This is a genomic window from Citrobacter sp. wls710 (assembly GCF_005281115.1).
Taxonomy (GTDB): domain Bacteria; phylum Pseudomonadota; class Gammaproteobacteria; order Enterobacterales; family Enterobacteriaceae; genus Citrobacter; species Citrobacter werkmanii.
Window position 1 is genome coordinate 20341 of record NZ_SZXD01000008.1, and the last position, 17221, is coordinate 37561.

The 17221-nt window shown below is 51.4% G+C and carries 15 protein-coding genes; 6 read left to right on the plus strand and 9 right to left on the minus strand.

Annotated elements, in window-relative coordinates; genetic code table 11:
* The 3 genes from mhpC to FDX14_RS03935 are packed head-to-tail and all read right to left on the minus strand — an operon-like array spanning nucleotide 1 to nucleotide 3506.
* Entirely contained in the window at nucleotides 1-867 is an 867-nt protein-coding gene (mhpC, locus tag FDX14_RS03925) for a 2-hydroxy-6-oxonona-2,4-dienedioate hydrolase (RefSeq protein ID WP_137349042.1), read from the minus strand.
* A gap of 28 nt (nucleotides 868-895) precedes the next feature.
* On the minus strand, nucleotides 896-1840 hold the full coding sequence (gene mhpB, locus FDX14_RS03930) for a 2,3-dihydroxyphenylpropionate/2,3-dihydroxicinnamic acid 1,2-dioxygenase (RefSeq protein ID WP_079225290.1): 945 nt from the start codon (nucleotides 1838-1840) through the stop codon (nucleotides 896-898).
* Between the two features lies 1 nt (nucleotide 1841).
* Nucleotides 1842-3506: a bifunctional 3-(3-hydroxy-phenyl)propionate/3-hydroxycinnamic acid hydroxylase gene (locus FDX14_RS03935; RefSeq protein ID WP_137349043.1), complete on the minus strand. Its 1665-nt coding sequence runs from the start codon at nucleotides 3504-3506 to the stop codon at nucleotides 1842-1844.
* 190 nt (nucleotides 3507-3696) lie between these two features.
* On the opposite strand from FDX14_RS03935, the gene FDX14_RS03940 reads away from it, so the two are divergent.
* The gene (locus FDX14_RS03940) at nucleotides 3697-4509 is read left to right on the plus strand and encodes a DNA-binding transcriptional regulator (protein ID WP_042310517.1); all 813 of its coding nucleotides are present in this window, start codon (nucleotides 3697-3699) and stop codon (nucleotides 4507-4509) included.
* 166 nt (nucleotides 4510-4675) lie between these two features.
* On the opposite strand, the gene FDX14_RS03945 is transcribed toward FDX14_RS03940, so the two are convergent.
* Nucleotides 4676-5692 carry a hypothetical protein gene (locus FDX14_RS03945; protein WP_137349044.1) on the minus strand — a complete coding sequence of 339 codons (1017 nt, stop codon included), beginning with the start codon at nucleotides 5690-5692 and terminating at the stop codon, nucleotides 4676-4678.
* Nucleotides 5693-5805: 113 nt separating this feature from the next.
* The gene (locus tag FDX14_RS03950; RefSeq protein WP_137349045.1) at nucleotides 5806-6528 is read right to left on the minus strand and encodes a hypothetical protein; all 723 of its coding nucleotides are present in this window, start codon (nucleotides 6526-6528) and stop codon (nucleotides 5806-5808) included.
* 526 nt (nucleotides 6529-7054) lie between these two features.
* On the opposite strand from FDX14_RS03950, the gene FDX14_RS03955 reads away from it, so the two are divergent.
* Nucleotides 7055-7912, plus strand: coding sequence for an alpha/beta hydrolase family protein (locus FDX14_RS03955; RefSeq protein WP_137349046.1), 858 nt, complete (start codon nucleotides 7055-7057; stop codon nucleotides 7910-7912).
* 111 nt (nucleotides 7913-8023) lie between these two features.
* Here the strand turns inward: FDX14_RS03955 and FDX14_RS03960 are convergent, their stop codons facing one another.
* The 3 genes from FDX14_RS03960 to FDX14_RS03970 all read right to left on the minus strand — a co-directional run bounded on the left by FDX14_RS03960 (nucleotide 8024) and on the right by FDX14_RS03970 (nucleotide 9931).
* A complete protein-coding gene (locus tag FDX14_RS03960) occupies nucleotides 8024-8740 on the minus strand; it encodes a YebC/PmpR family DNA-binding transcriptional regulator (RefSeq protein ID WP_042310255.1) in 717 nt (238 codons plus the stop codon).
* A 382-nt stretch (nucleotides 8741-9122) separates the two neighbouring features.
* Complete coding sequence (locus tag FDX14_RS03965; RefSeq protein ID WP_042310257.1) at nucleotides 9123-9599, minus strand: cold-shock protein; 477 nt, start codon at nucleotides 9597-9599, stop codon at nucleotides 9123-9125.
* A gap of 86 nt (nucleotides 9600-9685) precedes the next feature.
* On the minus strand, nucleotides 9686-9931 hold the full coding sequence (locus tag FDX14_RS03970) for a YmjA family protein (protein WP_042310259.1): 246 nt from the start codon (nucleotides 9929-9931) through the stop codon (nucleotides 9686-9688).
* Nucleotides 9932-10302: 371 nt separating this feature from the next.
* On the opposite strand from FDX14_RS03970, the gene FDX14_RS03975 reads away from it, so the two are divergent.
* Together FDX14_RS03975 and FDX14_RS03980 are read left to right on the plus strand one after the other, a co-directional pair.
* Complete coding sequence (locus FDX14_RS03975) at nucleotides 10303-11079, plus strand: MBL fold metallo-hydrolase (RefSeq protein ID WP_137349047.1); 777 nt, start codon at nucleotides 10303-10305, stop codon at nucleotides 11077-11079.
* Nucleotides 11080-11097: 18 nt separating this feature from the next.
* Entirely contained in the window at nucleotides 11098-12048 is a 951-nt protein-coding gene (locus FDX14_RS03980) for a GlxA family transcriptional regulator (RefSeq protein WP_137349048.1), read from the plus strand.
* Here the strand turns inward: FDX14_RS03980 and FDX14_RS03985 are convergent.
* Nucleotides 12045-12653, minus strand: a complete 609-nt coding sequence (locus FDX14_RS03985; RefSeq protein WP_137349049.1) for a class I SAM-dependent DNA methyltransferase — start codon at nucleotides 12651-12653, stop codon at nucleotides 12045-12047. The genes FDX14_RS03980 and FDX14_RS03985 overlap by 4 nt on opposite strands.
* Nucleotides 12654-12805: 152 nt before the next feature.
* On the opposite strand from FDX14_RS03985, the gene FDX14_RS03990 reads away from it, so the two are divergent.
* Together FDX14_RS03990 and FDX14_RS03995 are read left to right on the plus strand one after the other, a co-directional pair.
* Nucleotides 12806-13897, plus strand: coding sequence for a LacI family DNA-binding transcriptional regulator (locus tag FDX14_RS03990; RefSeq protein WP_137349069.1), 1092 nt, complete (start codon nucleotides 12806-12808; stop codon nucleotides 13895-13897).
* Between the two features lie 121 nt (nucleotides 13898-14018).
* Nucleotides 14019-17096, plus strand: a complete 3078-nt coding sequence (locus FDX14_RS03995; protein WP_137349050.1) for a beta-galactosidase — start codon at nucleotides 14019-14021, stop codon at nucleotides 17094-17096.
* Nucleotides 17097-17221 lie beyond the last annotated feature (125 nt).

A 17221-nucleotide genomic window follows, 5' to 3' on the forward strand; every position in this document is an offset into this window, starting at 1 on the left:
TTAAGGGCGTGCGAGGAAGTTCAGCACCAGTTGGTTAAATGCATCCGCATGTTCCCATTGCGCCCAGTGCCCGCAGTCGCGGTAGATGTGCAGTTCAGAACCGGCAATCCCGGAGAGCAGGCGCAGACCGGCGTCCATCGGCACGAACCGGTCGTTGCGGCCCCAGACAATCAGGGTCTGCGCCTTGATTTCACCCAGCCGCGGACTGAAATCCGGGAACTGTTTCGGATTGGCTTCCAGGCTCTGGACAAAGTTTTCCAGGTGATCGCGGCGCGACAGCATGTTATTCAGACGCGCCTCAAACAGCGCTTCAGTCAGGTCACTGGTGTCGAAGACAAAGATCTCCATCATCAGCTTCAGGTTTTCGATGGTCGGCTCACGATACAGCTGATTCAGACGCTTGATGCCTTCGGTCGGCATCGGGGTAAACAGGCTCATGCCGCCCGTTCCACCGCCCATCAGCACCAACTTGCCCACGCGCTCCGGCCAGCTCAAAGTAAACGCCACTGCACTGTGGCCACCCATTGAGTTGCCCAGCAAGTGGATTTTCTGAATATCCAACTGATCGACTACGCTTTTCAGAATGCGGGCGTTGAGATCGGATCGCGAACCACGGTTAACGATCCCATCGCTTTTCCCCCAGCCAGGGCAATCCAGCAGGATCACCCGGTATCCGGCCTCAACCAGCGGATCGATGTTGCGGCTGAAGTTCGCCCAGCCCGTCGCGCCAGGACCTGAGCCGTGCAGTAGCACCACGGTCTCTTCGCCCTGCCCACAGTCATTGAAATGTACGCGTAGGGTTTCGCCTGCCTCCTGCACCTCCAGAAAACGGCTGGTGGCGGCTTCGGTTTGCGGTTGGTAAGTCATGATTTTCTCCTGCATATTCAGTTCTGTTTCAGTTCTGTGTGGTGGCGCTCAGGGAGCCGAATCCGGCGATCCACTCCGGGATCGGGCGATAGTAACGACCTTCGCTGCGCCAGTTGCCAAAGGCAGAAATGGCAGCGAAAGCGGCAACCCAGGTTTTCACTTCGTGCGTTGATTTGCCCGCCATCGCGGATAGCTCTTCATTGCTGACCGTGTCCAGTTCCTGCAAACGTCCCTGCTCAAGCAGGGTCATAAAGCGGTTATCCCAGACGGGGTTAAGCGGATGCAGTGTGTGCTGGTCTTGCACAAATTTTTCGGCGGCGCTGATCACTCGCTGCTGGCGCAATTCACGCTCGTTCTCGGGTAACTGTTTGCCGCTGCCGAGCAGACGGTCGCGCATATGGGCATCGGCCTTCGCCAGCTCCGGCACCGGTGGCTGATGCGACAGTCCACCAGAACCTAAAAACAGCACGCGTTTATTCAGCGAACTGGCAAAACGGCCAATGGCTTCCCCGAGCATGCGGGTACGCTGAAAGCCCGGCAGCGGCGTGGCGACGCCGTTAATAAACACCGGTAACACCGGGACCTTATCCAGGCCACCGAGCAAAAACTCCAGCGGCTGCGCAAAGCCGTGATCGACCTGCATGTTGTAGGACACGGCAAGATCGATACCGCTTTTCATCACCGCATGGGCGCAGGCTTCAGCGAGATCGGTCGGCACCGGCAGTTCCCCGGCCGCGCTGCCGAAATCGCCGATTGCGGTGGCCCCTACGCCTAAACAGAACGGCGGCATCACATCGTAGAAAAAACCGTTGTAGTGATCGGGGGCAAACAGCACCACCAGCTCAGGGTCGAACGCCGCAATACGTGCGCGGGCGCTGGCGATCACGCCGTTAACTTCATCAAGCACGGCCTGCGCCGGGTCGACATAGCCCACCAGCGGCGAGTGGGAAAGACAGTGAAGATAAGCGTGCATATCAGGCTACCTTTTCAACAGGAAGATCGGTATTTACGCGGGTGAGCGTCATCACCGACGCCAGTTTATTCAGGGTGTTGCCCAGGGTTTGCGGAATAGCGATGGCGGCCACAAAGCGGTCCGGGCGCATCACCACCAGTGCGGCATTGTGTTGAGCAAACCACGCGCGCAGACGGTTTTGCGTATCGCCAATGCGGATAACACCGTCATGGTTATCCTGATCGGTATGTATCTGCGTATCCGGCACCACCTGGATAAACCGCGTCCCCAGCGCCTGCCACTGTTGGATCTGCACTTCACTCATGCCCCACAGCGGATTACAGCCCCAGCCAATCACCGCGAAATTCGGGCCGATGACGTTGTCGAGCAACGTCACTTCGCCGGTTTCCAGCGTGACCTTCGGCTGGATAAACATCTTGCCGACTGGCGAGGTTTTCGCGTCACCTTCACGCACCAACGCCCCAATGTGGTACTGCGGCATCGGCTTAAAACGCATTTCAAGGAAGTAACGTTTGACCGGTGGGATGTAGTTCAGCAGCCAGGAAACTCCGTCGCGTACCGCGCCGTGCCAGCGTTTTGGCGGCGCCAGCACGTTGCCTGCGGTAACCGACAAATCAATCATCGCTTTGGCGTGATCGCGGCGCTCCTGCTGGTAGGTATCCAGCAACGCATCACCGGCTTTGCCATTAATCACCAGCGCCAGTTTCCACGCCAGATTGAAGGCATCGCGCATACCGCTGTTGTACCCCTGTCCCTGCCAGACCGGCATAATGTGCGCCGCGTCGCCCGCCAGCAGCACACGGTCAATACGAAAGCGTTCGGCCAGCCGGGCGTTATGGGTGTACACGCGCTGGCGGATCAGCTCTACGTTATCCGGGTTCGGCAGCACTTTGCTCAAGAGTTGGCGCATATTCTGCGGCTCGCTAAGCTGGGCTTCGGTTTCTCCCGGCATCACCATAAATTCAAAGCGGCGCACCGCATGCGGCAGCGCGGCAGAAACATACGGGCGCACCGGATCGCAACACAGGTACACATGCGGCGTACTCAGCGGATCGTTGGCGATATCCACTACAATCCACTGATTCGGTGCGGTTTTACCTTCAAATGGCACATTCAGCGAGCGCCTGACGTTGCTGGCGCCACCGTCGCAGGCCACCAGCCACTGGGCCTTCACCGTTTCCCGCTGACCGTCCGGCGCTTTCAGATTCAGCGTCACTTCGCCATTTTGCTGGCTGAAGGCTTCCAGTTCGCGAGAAAACAGGCAACGCACGTTGGGGAAACGCGACAGCCCTTCCAGCATCACCGCATCTACCTGCGGCTGAATGAACGCATTGCGGCGCGACCAGCCAAATTCGTCGGTCATCGGCTGGATATCGGCAAAGCAGCGGCCTTTCGGGGTAAGAAAGCGCATCGCGTGCCACGGCGTGGTGTGTGGCAAAACGTTCTCGACCAGACCAACGGACTGCATGGTGCGCAGCGCTTCATCGTCAATACCGATGGCGCGGGGATAGTCGATCAGCGTGTCGAGCTTCTCTACCACCAGCACCTCAATACCCATCTGACCAAGATAATTCGCCATCATCAGCCCTACCGGGCCGGCTCCAGCAATCGCTACCTGCACGGTGTGCTGCACTGCGGGTTGGATATCAGGATTTATAGTTGTCATTTCAGAACCTCACTACTCGGACAAAACGCAATTGCAGGCCCTGGTGAGGCGCAATTTGTTTTGTTAAAAATATGTGAATAATTTTTATTGTGCGGTCAGTATAGAAGTGAGTTTTTGCGCTACAATCAAAACATGCCTGGATGTTCACTAAGTGCACAACGTTGTTTTATCTGTAGATTTGTCAATGAATATGAAAAGTGACGACGGTACTGAATACAAAACCGTGCGCGGATTAACGCGCGGGTTAATGTTATTAAATATGTTAAATCGACTTGACGGTGGGGCCAGCGTTGCCCTGCTTGCCGAGCTAAGCGGCCTGCACCGCACCACGGTCAGACGTCTGCTGGAAACGTTGCAGGATGAGGGGTACGTCCGGCGCAGCCTGTCCGATGACAGCTTTCGCTTAACCATTAAAGTCCGTCAGCTCAGCGAGGGATTTCGTGACGAGCAGTGGATTTCTGCGCTCGCCGCCCCGCTGTTGGGGGATTTGCTGCGCGAAGTCATCTGGCCGACCGACGTGTCCACACTGGACGTTGACGCGATGGTAGTACGTGAAACCACCCACCGCTTCAGCCGTCTGTCATTTCACCGGGCGATGGTCGGACGTCGATTACCGCTGCTGAAAACCGCCTCCGGCCTGACCTGGCTGGCATTTTGCCCGGAGAATGAACGTCAGCAACTGATTGAAATGCTGGCCTCAAGACCGGGAGAAGAGTTCCAGTTAGCCCGCGAACCGCTGAAACTCGACGCTATTCTGGCCCGCGCACGTAAAGACGGCTTTGGACAGAACTATCGCGGGTGGGATCAGGAAGAAAAAATCGCCTCCATCGCCGTTCCCATCCGCAGCGAACAGCGGGTTATCGGTTGTCTGAACCTGGTGTATATAGCCAGCGCCATGACCATTGAACAGGCAGCGGAAAAGCATCTTCCGGCCTTACAAAAAGTGGCGAAACAGATAGAGGACGGCGTTGAGTCACAGGAAATTTTGGTTGCCGGGAGGTGAAGTAGATCACATTTGTTAGGTATCGGAGCGTCAGGCTTGAGGATGGCAGGGGCAAATAGCGACTTCATGTCATTTAGGTTAGTTTACACTATATTGTCGCACATAAATGGCAATCATCGATTAAGCAATCGACAATTGCCAACAAGATTGAAATTAAAATGGCATATTACACTGGCTGATTAAACTCAACATAAACAGTATAGTTCTCATCTTGCTCTCGATTGAGATCCACGCTTGCGCCTACTGAACCTGTGAACGCATTCATGCCAAATCCTAAGCGTCCCTCTTTAGTCGATGAGAATACGCTCTTCTTTTTTAATTCCAGTTCTGCACTAAGGCAACCACCCTTTTCCCTTGCAAATACAATGCTTTCCCATGATGGTTCATACGGTAACCAACTAAATGCTGACCTATCAAGTTCCCTACCTTTTTTCCATTCACAACCAGCTAAAGTAATAACTCGTTTAGCGCTACCGATATCCGTGGTCGCTGAATTTAATTTCATGCTAGTCTCAGCTGAACTAACAGGTAATGCAGCATCAATTTCTACTTTGGCATCACTTAATAAATTCGATTTATTTTCTTTGCGAAATTCTATTTTCGTCGCCCCCAAACTTACAAATACTCTTATCATCTCAGCCTCTCGTTCCTGAAGCAGGATATCATCTAAGCTGTCACTGAGAATATAAAGATCCTTTTTAGAGTCATTTTCCTCTGACAGAGGGTGTCTGATGTAAGCTTGATTTATCTGAGGATGACCAGGTTGAAAACGGTAATTTTCCTTTGAGGTCATATCGATAGTCATACTTATACGCTTTAAATATTTATCAAAAGAACTTGCAGATTGCTTCAAGCTGGCAACAGAAACATCTTCTTCATTTTTCTTTGAAAACAATTGATATAAAGAATAAGCGGCAGGTGCTGCGTTCACAAGAACTGCGACAGGTAATGGTAACAATCTCGCAGCCATTTCAAGCGCAATATTGGCCACTAAAGGATTTATCATTTTACGATCACTATTTTCTGTCTCGCAGTTTCCTTTAGAAGAGGCAAATGGCTTTCCTTTTTTTACTGTATTTTCGAGAGGTATTTCTTCGCCATCAGAAATTAGCGTCGTGATTATTTCTTCGGTCGAGGGTTCATCTTGAAGATCTTCATCTACAATAAATATTAAATTTTGCATCTTACCTCCAGGCTTAAAAACTTCCTATTTTTTGATGTCACTTTAATACATACATATAATATACAAAGAACAGAAGTTCAGAATGATAAACACCAAACCCTTCTCACAAAAAATCAATTATTAATATATTTTTTACATTCTTCCGTTTTTGCAAAGACGTCATCATCTCGGCAAGCGATTTTTACTGCATCGATAAAATTGCTATTGCTTATTGGAGTCCAGAAATTATTAACAATTAAATATTTTTGACGTTTAACACCATCTCTAAGCTTTAGTTTTATTAACGCAGATTCAAGTTTTGCCATGTATTTATTATTTGACTTCGTTCTATATTCAGCAAATACTACAACATACTCCGGCTCTACATAATTCCTCGCAACCAAAGGTGGAACAAAGAAATTCACATCAGACTTCGCTGCTAATACATAGCCATTCATCTCTTTATACTCATACGCAGGCATAGAAGATATATTTCCACCAAGGATTGACACACCATCCTTAGTAAAAACACCGGTGATATCTTTTGTTATTTTATATATTACCTTTTGTTCAAAATCAGGAACTATTCTGAAAGTCTCAATAATCTGGTCGGTAGAACTTTTATTCGTCAAGTTAAATTCATAACTTCTTCCAGAAGATTTAACGTACCTGACCTCTACATCTCCAGTCAAAAAATCGAAAACATAGGTAACAGCAAATGTAAGTCCACCAGTAGCGGAGAGCCATAAAATAAAACTACTAAATTTTTTGAGAAAAGGTTTAGGCACATTCTTATCCTTTGGCTTTTTTTTTGACGGATTAGATTGCGGAGCCTTTCGTTTATTATTTCTACCCATTTTTATTTATTCATCCCGGCATTATAGTTTTGATGGATGAATGCTTGTATTTTTCCACTGCAGAGTAACAGACATGATCATCCTCTTTGATTAGTCATATGTTACTTTACTATTATTTTTTTACAACAGTTTGTTGTATTCAAGTGGCTATGGATGGCTACTAAATATGGTTAATATTTGGAGTTATTTGGAATCATTTGGCGATTAACGAAGCGCATTTACATAATATAACTACATATTCTGTAAAATTAACAGGATTATCCTGATTATTAGATTTTAGATAGTTCCCCAATAGCTCAGGAACCTGGTTTATCGACATCTCGGAGATATCGTTGAATGAGACGAATGTGCAGAAAGCGCTTGAGGTCTATGAAGCGCTGAGAGGAAAGCTAAAATAGCCTTACACTATTCACGGTCTCCTTTAACGAGGCCGGGATACAGAACAAAAAAAATCGCTAAATTTGGTAGTTAAAGCTACATTGAATTCAGAACTCACTGGTATGACCACAAAGATAAGGCTCTACGAATGAATTCAATATTAATACCCGTCAATGAAGGCGGATTTCTGTCTGCCACGATCTGGGAAAGAAGCGATGCCAAAGCGATCGTTATTCTCCACCCAGCCACGGCGGTGGTACAGGCGTTTTATAAGGGATTCGCAGAGTACCTTTTTAATCAGGGATTCAGTGTCATCACTTACGATTACCGTGGAACGGGCCGCTCAAAATCCGGGAAGCTCCGTAGCTACAGCATCTCGATGTCAGACTGGATCGAGCAGGATGTAGGCTGCATTACTGCCTGGGCTAAAACGCATTTCCCCGGACTTAACCTGCTGGCGGTAGGACACAGTGTCGGCGGACATGCTGTTCTGCTTTCCACGGCCACCTCCGCCCTGCACGCGGCCGTCATTGTGGCCTCCCATGCCGGGGTGACGAGCACAATAAAACAGACGGCAGAGAAGGTGCGGGTCTGGTGCTTGCTGCGTGTTCTGGCCCCGGTTCTTTGCCGTATCTTCGGGTATATGCCTGCCAGGCGCCTTGGACTGGGCGAAGATTTGCCTGCTCCCGTGATGCTTCAGTGGGGACGCTGGAGCGCAATGCCGGGTTATTTCTACGACGATCCAGACTGGGATGCACGCCAACGGGCAAGTAAGATAACCTTACCTTTACTGGTGATGGGTTTTGATGACGATCCGTGGGCTAACCCTGAAGCCATTGCATCCCTGATGGAGCCAGTGCAAAACGCAAAAATCGAACATCGCGAAATTCGGCACGCAGATTTTGGTCTTTCTTCCGTGGGACACATGGGCTTTTTTCGGACGCGAAGTGCGGAGAAATTATGGCCTATCGTCGGTCAGTGGCTGGCGAGACAGAGCCAAAATTGAGCCAGCAGATATTTACTTTTTTCTGCCGTACTGTCTGGCCAGATATACTTTTTATAACAAATCTATTCGTTAAAAAAATCTGCCACAATGACAGATTTCTTTAATTTAGAATTAGAGATTTGCAACGTTATGATATACTTTTTGAACATCATCGTCATCTTCAAGGGCATCAACAAGCCCTGCAAAGATTTCTAAATCTTCTGCCGACAGTTCAATTTCTGATTGAGCAATCATTTCTAATTCTGTTGTTGAGAACTCTGTAATTCCCGCTGCTTTTAACGCTGCAATGCCTTTATGAAGGTCGGTAGACTCAGTATAAATAATGATATTGCCTTCATCTTCGGTGACATCACGAACATCGACTTCAGCTTCAAGCAAAGTTTCAAAAATGTGGTCAGGATCAGTGCCTTTAAATACGATCACACCAGTATTGTCAAACATGTAGCTGACAGAACCTGCCGCCCCGATATTCCCACCTTTTTTATTGAAGATTGAACGAATATTAGCAATTGTGCGGTTAACGTTTGAAGTCAGGGTTTCAGCGATAATCATGGAACCACTTGGACCAAAGCCTTCATAACGCCCTTGCATGAACGTTTCGTCGCTGCCACCTTTGGCTTTATCAATCGCTTTATCAATAACGTGCTTGGGAACCTGGGCTTGTTTCGCACGTTCAATAACGAATTTTAAAGCAGTGTTTAATTCTGGGTCTGGATCACCTTGTTTAGCAGCAGCATAGATTTCCACACCGAATTTTGAATATACTTTAGACGTTGCACCGTCTTTAGCCGTTTTTTTACCAACAATATTGGCCCATTTACGTCCCACTGGAATGCACTCCCCGAAAATTTATTTACATTACGCGCAGATTAATAAACCGCGAGTTTTCTCCACCATATTATATCATGATGTGTAAATTCTCGTCTATGAGAAATAAAAATACCCCAACTTCATGAGATGCTACTTTTATTTAATCAATAATTAACATTATGAATAGATTATTACCAGACTCCGTCATGCTTCTTTTGTTTTTATCCTAACTAATTGGACCTCAGCAATAATAAGGACGCGGAGCCAGCAACGGCTTCAGCAATTGAATAACGTTTTCTGCTCTGAGCGAGCGGTTTCTAACATCCTCAGCGCTCAGAGCAACAACATCCGCATGGGGCAATGGATAGCAGAGTTGCGGCACTTATCAGTCTGAAGAGCTTCAGACCTTAAGCAGTTTCACTGTCGCCTCGATGTCGATTTCATCTTCGGAGAAAATCAGCGTCGTGCCCTGGAAAGTGGTGATAGCCAGTTTTTTCAGTTTACGCATTTCACCTGGCTTCACCTCTGATTTCGGCCGGATACTGTTCATCAGCACGCCGACAGACAGCACCGCATTTTCTTTATCAATACGGGTCTCGACAGGGACTTCTTCGCTGTATACCAGGTACGACTTGATCGCCGTGAGCTTCAGACGTTCGCCAGCGATATAGATGTATTTACTGTCTGGTATGACCTTCACCGCATAGGCAGACAGACCTTTGTTGTTGGTGGTCGGTTCAAAGGTTACCGCCGCGTCTTTCTTGATCAGCTCAGGATTAGCAACCTTAATCACATGAAAATAGCGGTTTTCGCCATTTTCATCTTTGATAAATCCAAAGCCTTTATCTTTAAACCACGTTGTGATTGTTCCGTTCATTGCTGTTTCCACCTGATTAAATCTAATACTCGCAGAGTATATCTACTGAATTTGCGCGCAGTGTAAAACACAGACCACGTCTTTGGCTACTCGTTACCCCAGCGATTGAGGAACTCTGCGATATCGTCGATACGCTGCGCGTCGACACCGGCCACGGTTGCCATCTCCTGCTGCGCTTCTTCGCTAATTTCTTCATTGTTCATTAAACGGGTGATCAGTTGCTGAAAGTAGTGCGCCAGCGCGTCGCGTTCGGCATCGCTTACCGGCTTTGCGGCTTCGGTCGCGTACTCGTCGGCGATATCATAATATTTTAGCGGAATGTCGTTGTTCATGAGGTGCTCCGGGGTGAATGTCTGTGCCAGCAGTTGTCTGCCGCGTCTGATGTGAATGATAGCATTCTTATTTCATAGTTCGCGATCTGTTTTATTGGCTGCAATATATTGCATTTAACCAATATACTTTCTGAAGCCGCTTCGCATTTAATTAATCTTTATTTATATATCTGTATTTTTATTCAGGTCGGTACAATAGCAACGAATTAACCCGAGAGCTATAAAGTAAATATTCAATTACCTTAAATCTAATTACATTATCGGCCTCTGTAATTGGCCCGATCCCATCGCTACTCGCCCATTTGCCCACATTCAACTTATGCACAACACTCTACGATGACACCACTGACCCAACACGTGGAGCAATCACCATGAACATCACGCAAATCCGCAACGCCACGCAGTGCATCACCTTTGGTGGCAAAACCTTTCTAATCGATCCAATGCTGGCGGCAAAAGGTGCTTATCCGGGCTTTGCCGGAACGGCACGTGTGGAGATCCGCAATCCGACCGTCGATCTGCCTGTTAATATTGATAATCTGCTTAACGTCGATGCCCTGATCGTGACGCATCTGCATGAAGATCACTGGGATAAGGTTGCAGCACGGGTCGTGCCGAAAGACAAACCGATTTACGTGCAAAATGAGCAGGATGCGCAGGTGCTGCGAGATCAGGGTTTCACCCAACTTAATGTACTGACACACAATACCACGCTGGGCGACATTACCTTACGTAAAACCGGCGGTCAGCATGGCTCAGATCGCGCTTACGCCATCCCGCAAATGGCGGAACGTTTAGGCGATGCCTGCGGGGTTATCTTTCAGCATCAGGCGGAAAAAACGCTGTATCTTGTTGGGGACACTATCTGGCGTGACGAAGTGGAAGCCAACATGCTGACTTTCCAGCCGGGTGTGGTGATTTTGAACGCAGGTTTTGCCCACGTCATCGGTTTTGGCCCAATTATTATGGGCGCGGAAGATGTACTAAAAACCCACTTCACGCTTCCCAATGCACAAATTGTGGCCACGCATATGGAGGCGATAAACCACTGTTTGTTGACCCGCGCCGCGCTGAAAGCATACGCCAGCGACAACCAGATTGCGCAATGCGTCAACGTGCCGGAAGATGGTGAAACCCTGACGTTTTAATATCCGCAGAGGAATCGTATGCAGCCGCTTACCGTCGCTATTGTCGCCGTGGAAGATTTCAGCCCGTTTCACTTCTCGGTGCCGTGCATCATTTTCAGTGACAAAGTGGCGGCGAAAAAGCGCTTCGACGTGCAATTGTGCGCCGAACAGCCCGGTATCGTTTCCTCGCAGGACGGTTTCTCGATTAACGCAGCTTATGGCTATGAAGCGTTGGAGGCAGCCGACATCGTGGTGATCCCTTACTGGGGCACGACCGCACATCGCCCGCCGCAGGGGTTGCTTGATGCGCTCAACCGTGCGCGGCAAAACGGCGCGCAAATGGTCGGGCTGTGTCTGGGCGCATTTGTCCTCGGCTATGCCGGTCTGCTGGATGGCAAACGGGCGGCCACGCACTGGGAGTTCGAGCAGGATTTCCAGGCCCGCTTCCCGGCGGCGCGTCTGGATATCAACGCTCTGTATGTGGATGACGACGGTATTATTACCTCAGCAGGCACTGCCGCCGCGCTGGATTGCTGTTTGTACGTGATCCGCCAACGTTTTGGCAGCACGGCAGCGAATCAGATTGCGCGGCGGATGATTGTGCCGCCGCATCGCGAAGGTGGTCAGGCACAATTTATCGAACAGCCGGTGGCGAAAAATACCCAGGATCAGCGCATCAATGCCCTGCTTGATTATTTACGCCTGCATATCCACGAGCAGCATAGTATCGATGCGCTGGCGCAGCGGCTGATGATGAGCCGTCGCACGTTAACCCGTCACTTTATGAAAGCCACCGGGTCGAGCGTGGCAGAGTGGTTGATTGTCGAGCGTCTTCGCCGCAGCCAGGCGCTACTGGAGTCCAGTCAGTTGCCCGTTGAACGCATCGCCGAACAGGTCGGTTTTCAGTCGCCTGTCACCTGGCGTCAGCATTTTAAATCTCATTTCGGCGTCAGCCCCGCCGAATGGCGCAAAACCTTTCGCGGCATTTAGCTTTTTTTCGCCAGCCACACCGTGTGCCCTGCGCATTCCGGATCTTCCATCACCATCTCGACCACCGCAAAGCCATGCGCTGAGAGCAATGCGCGATATTCATCAGGTGCAAGGCTGGCGTGAAATAGCGGCTCGCCTTCAAATTGCCCCATAGCAATGCCATTCCCGGTACCGCTGGTAAACATCAGCGCGCTGCCGGGATGGCTAAGCCGGTCAAAAATTGGGAACATCTTTCGTTGGTCTTGCTGGGTTAAATGGAAAAAACTGTCCCACGCAATCAGGCCGGCAAAGGTTTCGTCGAGTGCCAGTTCACGCATATCCTGCTCCAGCCAGCGCTGCGCGGGAAAGGATTGCCGGGCCCGCGCCAACATCGCTGCGGAACCATCAATCCCTGTGAGCTGAAAACCTTGCTGGATAAAATACCCGGCAATCGGCTGACCGTTCCCGCAGCCAATATCCACAATGCTGCCCTGCCCGCCCATAACCGAGATGAATTTGTCCAGCCAGCTTTTTTCAAACAGTGCACGAGAGCGCTGGCTGGCAAAGGCATCCGCATGACGCCTGTAGATGGACAGAATGTTATTTGCCGCAACGTCGCTCACCATGTCCTCACTTTTTTATTCTGTTAATAATCACGACGATAAATCCTCCGGCGCCAGAGACGCCCCCCTGGAATGTGCCTCGCAGAACCAATGCGCAAATCCCCCAAAACCGTCCCGCTGTGGCATCATAGCGCGTAGAAAACATCATGACAGGGGTGATAAACGTGAAACCGGTAACGCTATACGATGTGGCAGACCATGCAGGAGTCTCTTACCAGACCGTCTCGCGCGTCGTAAATCAGGCCAGCCACGTTTCTGCAAAAACCCGACAGAAAGTTGAGGCCGCGATGGCGGAACTCAACTACATCCCTAACCGCGTCGCACAGCAGCTGGCAGGTAAACAGACGTCGCTGATTGGCGTCGTGACGGCGAACCTTGCCCTGCACGCCCCTTCACAAATCGTTGCCGCCATAAAATCCCGCGCCGATCAGTCCGGTGCCAGCGTGGTGATCGCCATGGTCGAGCGCAGCGGCGTTGAAGCATGCAAAGCCGCGGTCCACAACCTGCTTTCCCAACGCGTAACCGGGCTTATCATTAACTATCCGCTGGATGAAGAAGACGCCATTGCCGTAGCTGCCGCCTGCGGTACGGTGCCGGTGCTGTTTCTCGATGTCTCTGACCAGACGCCAATTAACAGCGTGATTTTCTCCCATGATGACGGCGCACGCCTTGGCGTTGAACATCTGGTACAGCACAGACATCAGCGTATCGCCCTGCTGAGCGGGCCGCGCACTTCGGTTTCGGCAAGGCTTCGCCATGCGGGATGGCATAAATATCTGGCGTACTATCAGTTGCAACCCGTCGCGGAGCTGGAAGGCGACTGGAGCGCCATGTCCGGTTTTCAACAAACACTGCATATGCTCAATAGCGGTAATCTCCCCACCGCTATGCTGGTTGCTAACGATCAAATGGCGCTGGGCGCGATGCGGGCAATCAGCGAGTTCGGCCTGCGGGTGGCGATGGATATCTCGGTGATCGGCTACGATGACACCGAAGACAGCGCCTGCTACATTCCACCGCTGACTACCATCAGGCAGGATTTTCCGTTATTAGGCGAAACCAGCGTCGACAGGCTGCTGCAACTTCCCCATGGCGAATCAACTGTGGGCAACCAACTGCTGCCCGTAACTCTGGTTAAGCGCAAAACGGTTCTGCCTCCCGATACGCAAACCACCTCTCCCCAGGCGCTGGCGGATTCACTCATCCAGTTGGCGAGGCAAGTCTCTCAGCTCACACCTAAAATGTGAACGCATAACAATTGTGTGAGTCAGTTCACTCATTACACGCCCCATCCTTTACAGTTGGGAACGCTTATCCGTATTTTGATTGAAATTGTGAGCGAATAACAAATTCAAACAGGATACCGTTATGAACCTGAACCCAGATTCACTCTCCGCTGTTCTGGCCCGCCGCGACTGGGAAAATCCCGGTGTCACGCAGCTCAACCGCCTGGAGGCGCACCCACCTTTCTGTAGCTGGCGCTCAGCAGATGATGCGCGAACTAATCAGCGCTCAGCCCAGTTACGTTCGCTGAATGGCCAGTGGCAATTCGCGTGGTTTCCCGCGCCGGAGGCTGTGCCGGAAAGCTGGCTGACAAGCGATCTGCCACAGGCTGACACTATCAACGTCCCCTCTAACTGGCAGATGGACGGTTACGACGCGCCAATTTATACCAACGTCACCTACCCGATTCCGGTTAATCCGCCGTACGTTCCGGCACAGAACCCAACGGGATGTTACTCGCTCACATTTAATATCGAAGACGCGTGGTTAGATGAAGGTCAGACGCGCATTATTTTTGACGGCGTCAATTCCGCCTTTCATCTGTGGTGCAACGGTCGCTGGGTCGGCTACGGTCAGGACAGCCGTCTGCCCTCTGAATTCGATCTGAGCGATTATCTGCTGCGCGGCGAAAACCGCCTGGCCGTGATGGTGCTGCGATGGAGCGACGGCAGCTATCTGGAAGACCAGGATATGTGGCGCATGAGCGGGATCTTTCGCGACGTATCTTTGCTGCATAAGCCCACCACGCAAATCAGCGACCTGCGCATTAACACCCGTTTTAACGATGACTTCAGCCGCGCCGTGCTGGAAGCGGAAGTCAAAGTGGCAGGCAACGCGAGCGAAGATTTACGCGTTTCCCTGCAATTGTGGGGAGGTGAAACGCTCACTGACGAAACGACCTCCCCACTCGGCAGCGAGATTATTGATGAGCGCGGCGCTTATCATGACCGGGTTACCCTGCGGTTGAACGTCGAAAAGCCAGCGCTGTGGAGTGCCGAAACGCCCAATCTGTACCGTGCCGTTGTGCAGTTACATACCGCGGATGGGGTGCTGATTGAAGCAGAAGCCTGTGACGTCGGCTTTCGTCAGATTGATATCAAAAACGGCCTGCTACTGTTAAACGGTAAACCGCTATTGATTCGCGGCACCAACCGTCATGAGCACCATCCGGTCAACGGTCAGGTGATGGATGAGGCGACGATGGTGCAGGATATTCTGCTGATGAAGCAGAACAACTTTAACGCCGTGCGTTGCTCCCATTACCCGAACCATCCGTTGTGGTACACCTTGTGCGATCGCTACGGCCTGTACGTGGTCGACGAAGCCAATATCGAAACCCACGGCATGGTGCCAATGAATCGCCTGAGCGACGATCCCACATGGTTGCCTGCCATGAGCCAGCGCGTGACGCGCATGGTGCTGCGCGATCGCAACCATCCGAGCATTATCATCTGGTCGCTGGGCAATGAATCCGGTCATGGCGTCAATCACGACGCGCTGTATCGCTGGATAAAATCAGAAGACCCGTCACGCCCGGTACAGTACGAAGGCGGCGGCGCGAATACCGCGGCGACCGACATTATTTGCCCGATGTACGCCCGCGTCGATCAGGATCAGCCCTTCCCGGCGGTACCTAAATGGTCGATTAAAAAGTGGCTGTCGATGCCCGGTGAGCAGCGTCCACTCATTCTCTGTGAATATGCCCATGCGATGGGCAATAGTTTCGGCGGCTTCGCCAAATACTGGCAGGCATTTCGTCAGTATCCGCGCCTGCAGGGCGGGTTTGTCTGGGACTGGGTGGATCAGTCGCTGATTAAATATGATGAGAACGGTAAGGCATGGTCAGCCTACGGTGGCGACTTTGGCGACACGCCTAACGATCGTCAGTTCTGCATGAACGGACTGGTGTTCGCCGATCGCACCCCGCATCCGGCGTTATACGAGGCCAAACATGAACAGCAGTTTTTCCAGTTTACGTTACTGCCGGGCGCTGAACGCCAGATTGAAGTGACCAGCGAATATCTGTTCCGCCGCAGCGATAACGAAGTTCTGCACTGGTCGATTGCCCAGGACGGCAACCTGCTGGCCGCCGGACAAATCGTTCTGGATATTGCCCCGCAGGGCCGCCAGGTGATTACCCTGCCAAATTGCCCGATGCCGGAAACCGCAGGCCAACTGTGGCTGACGGTGCGCGTGGAACAGCCTCGCGCCACCGCCTGGTCAGACGCCGGACATATCAGCGCCTGGCAGCAGTGGAAGCTGGAAGAGAAACTCAGCATGGTGCGGCAGCCAACTGTCCGCAACGCACCACAGCTCAACGTTAGCGAAAACAGCTTTACTGCTGAGAACGACAACAAGCGTTGGCAATTCGACCGTCGGTCTGGCCTGCTGACACAATACTGGCTTGATGATACCGCCCAGTTGTTATCCCCACTGACCGACCAGTTCACCCGCGCGCCGCTGGACAACGATATCGGCGTCAGCGAGTCAACCCGCATTGACCCGAATGCCTGGGTTGAACGCTGGAAGGCCGCCGGTCATTATCAGGTTGCAGCAACGTTACTGCACTGTGCTGCCGACGCGCTCAGCAACGCAGTACTGATCACCACCGCGCATGCCTGGCAGTATCAGGATGAAACACTGTTTATCAGCCGTAAATCGTATCGTATCGACGGTCATGGCGAGATGCAGATAACGGTGGATGTCGACGTCGCCAGCGGCACGCCGCATCCGGCGCGTATTGGCCTGAGCTGCCAGCTGTCGCAGGTCGCCGAGCGAGTGAATTGGTTAGGTCTCGGTCCACATGAGAACTACCCGGATCGCCTGAGCGCCGCCTGTTTTGACCGTTGGGATCTGTCACTCGATGAGATGTACACCCCGTATGTTTTCCCGAGCGAAAACGGTCTGCGCTGCGGCACGCGCGAACTGCACTACGGCACGCATCAATGGCGTGGCGACTTCCTGTTCAACATCAGCCGCTTTAGCCAACAGCAACTAATGGAAACCAGCCACCGTCATCTGCTGCAACCGGAGGCGGGTACCTGGCTCAATATTGATGGCTTCCATATGGGTGTCGGCGGCGATGATTCATGGAGTCCTTCCGTGTCTCCGGAGTTTTTGCTGAGTGCCGGACGTTATCACTACCAGGTTATCTGGGGTTAAACATAATAATAATGGGCAGGTTATGACCTGCCCTTATTTTTCCTGCTGCGTCGTCGCGAAAGCGTCGCGCTGTAAAAGCCTCTTTGCCGGATGCACCACTCACGTGGTTTATCCGGCCTACAACG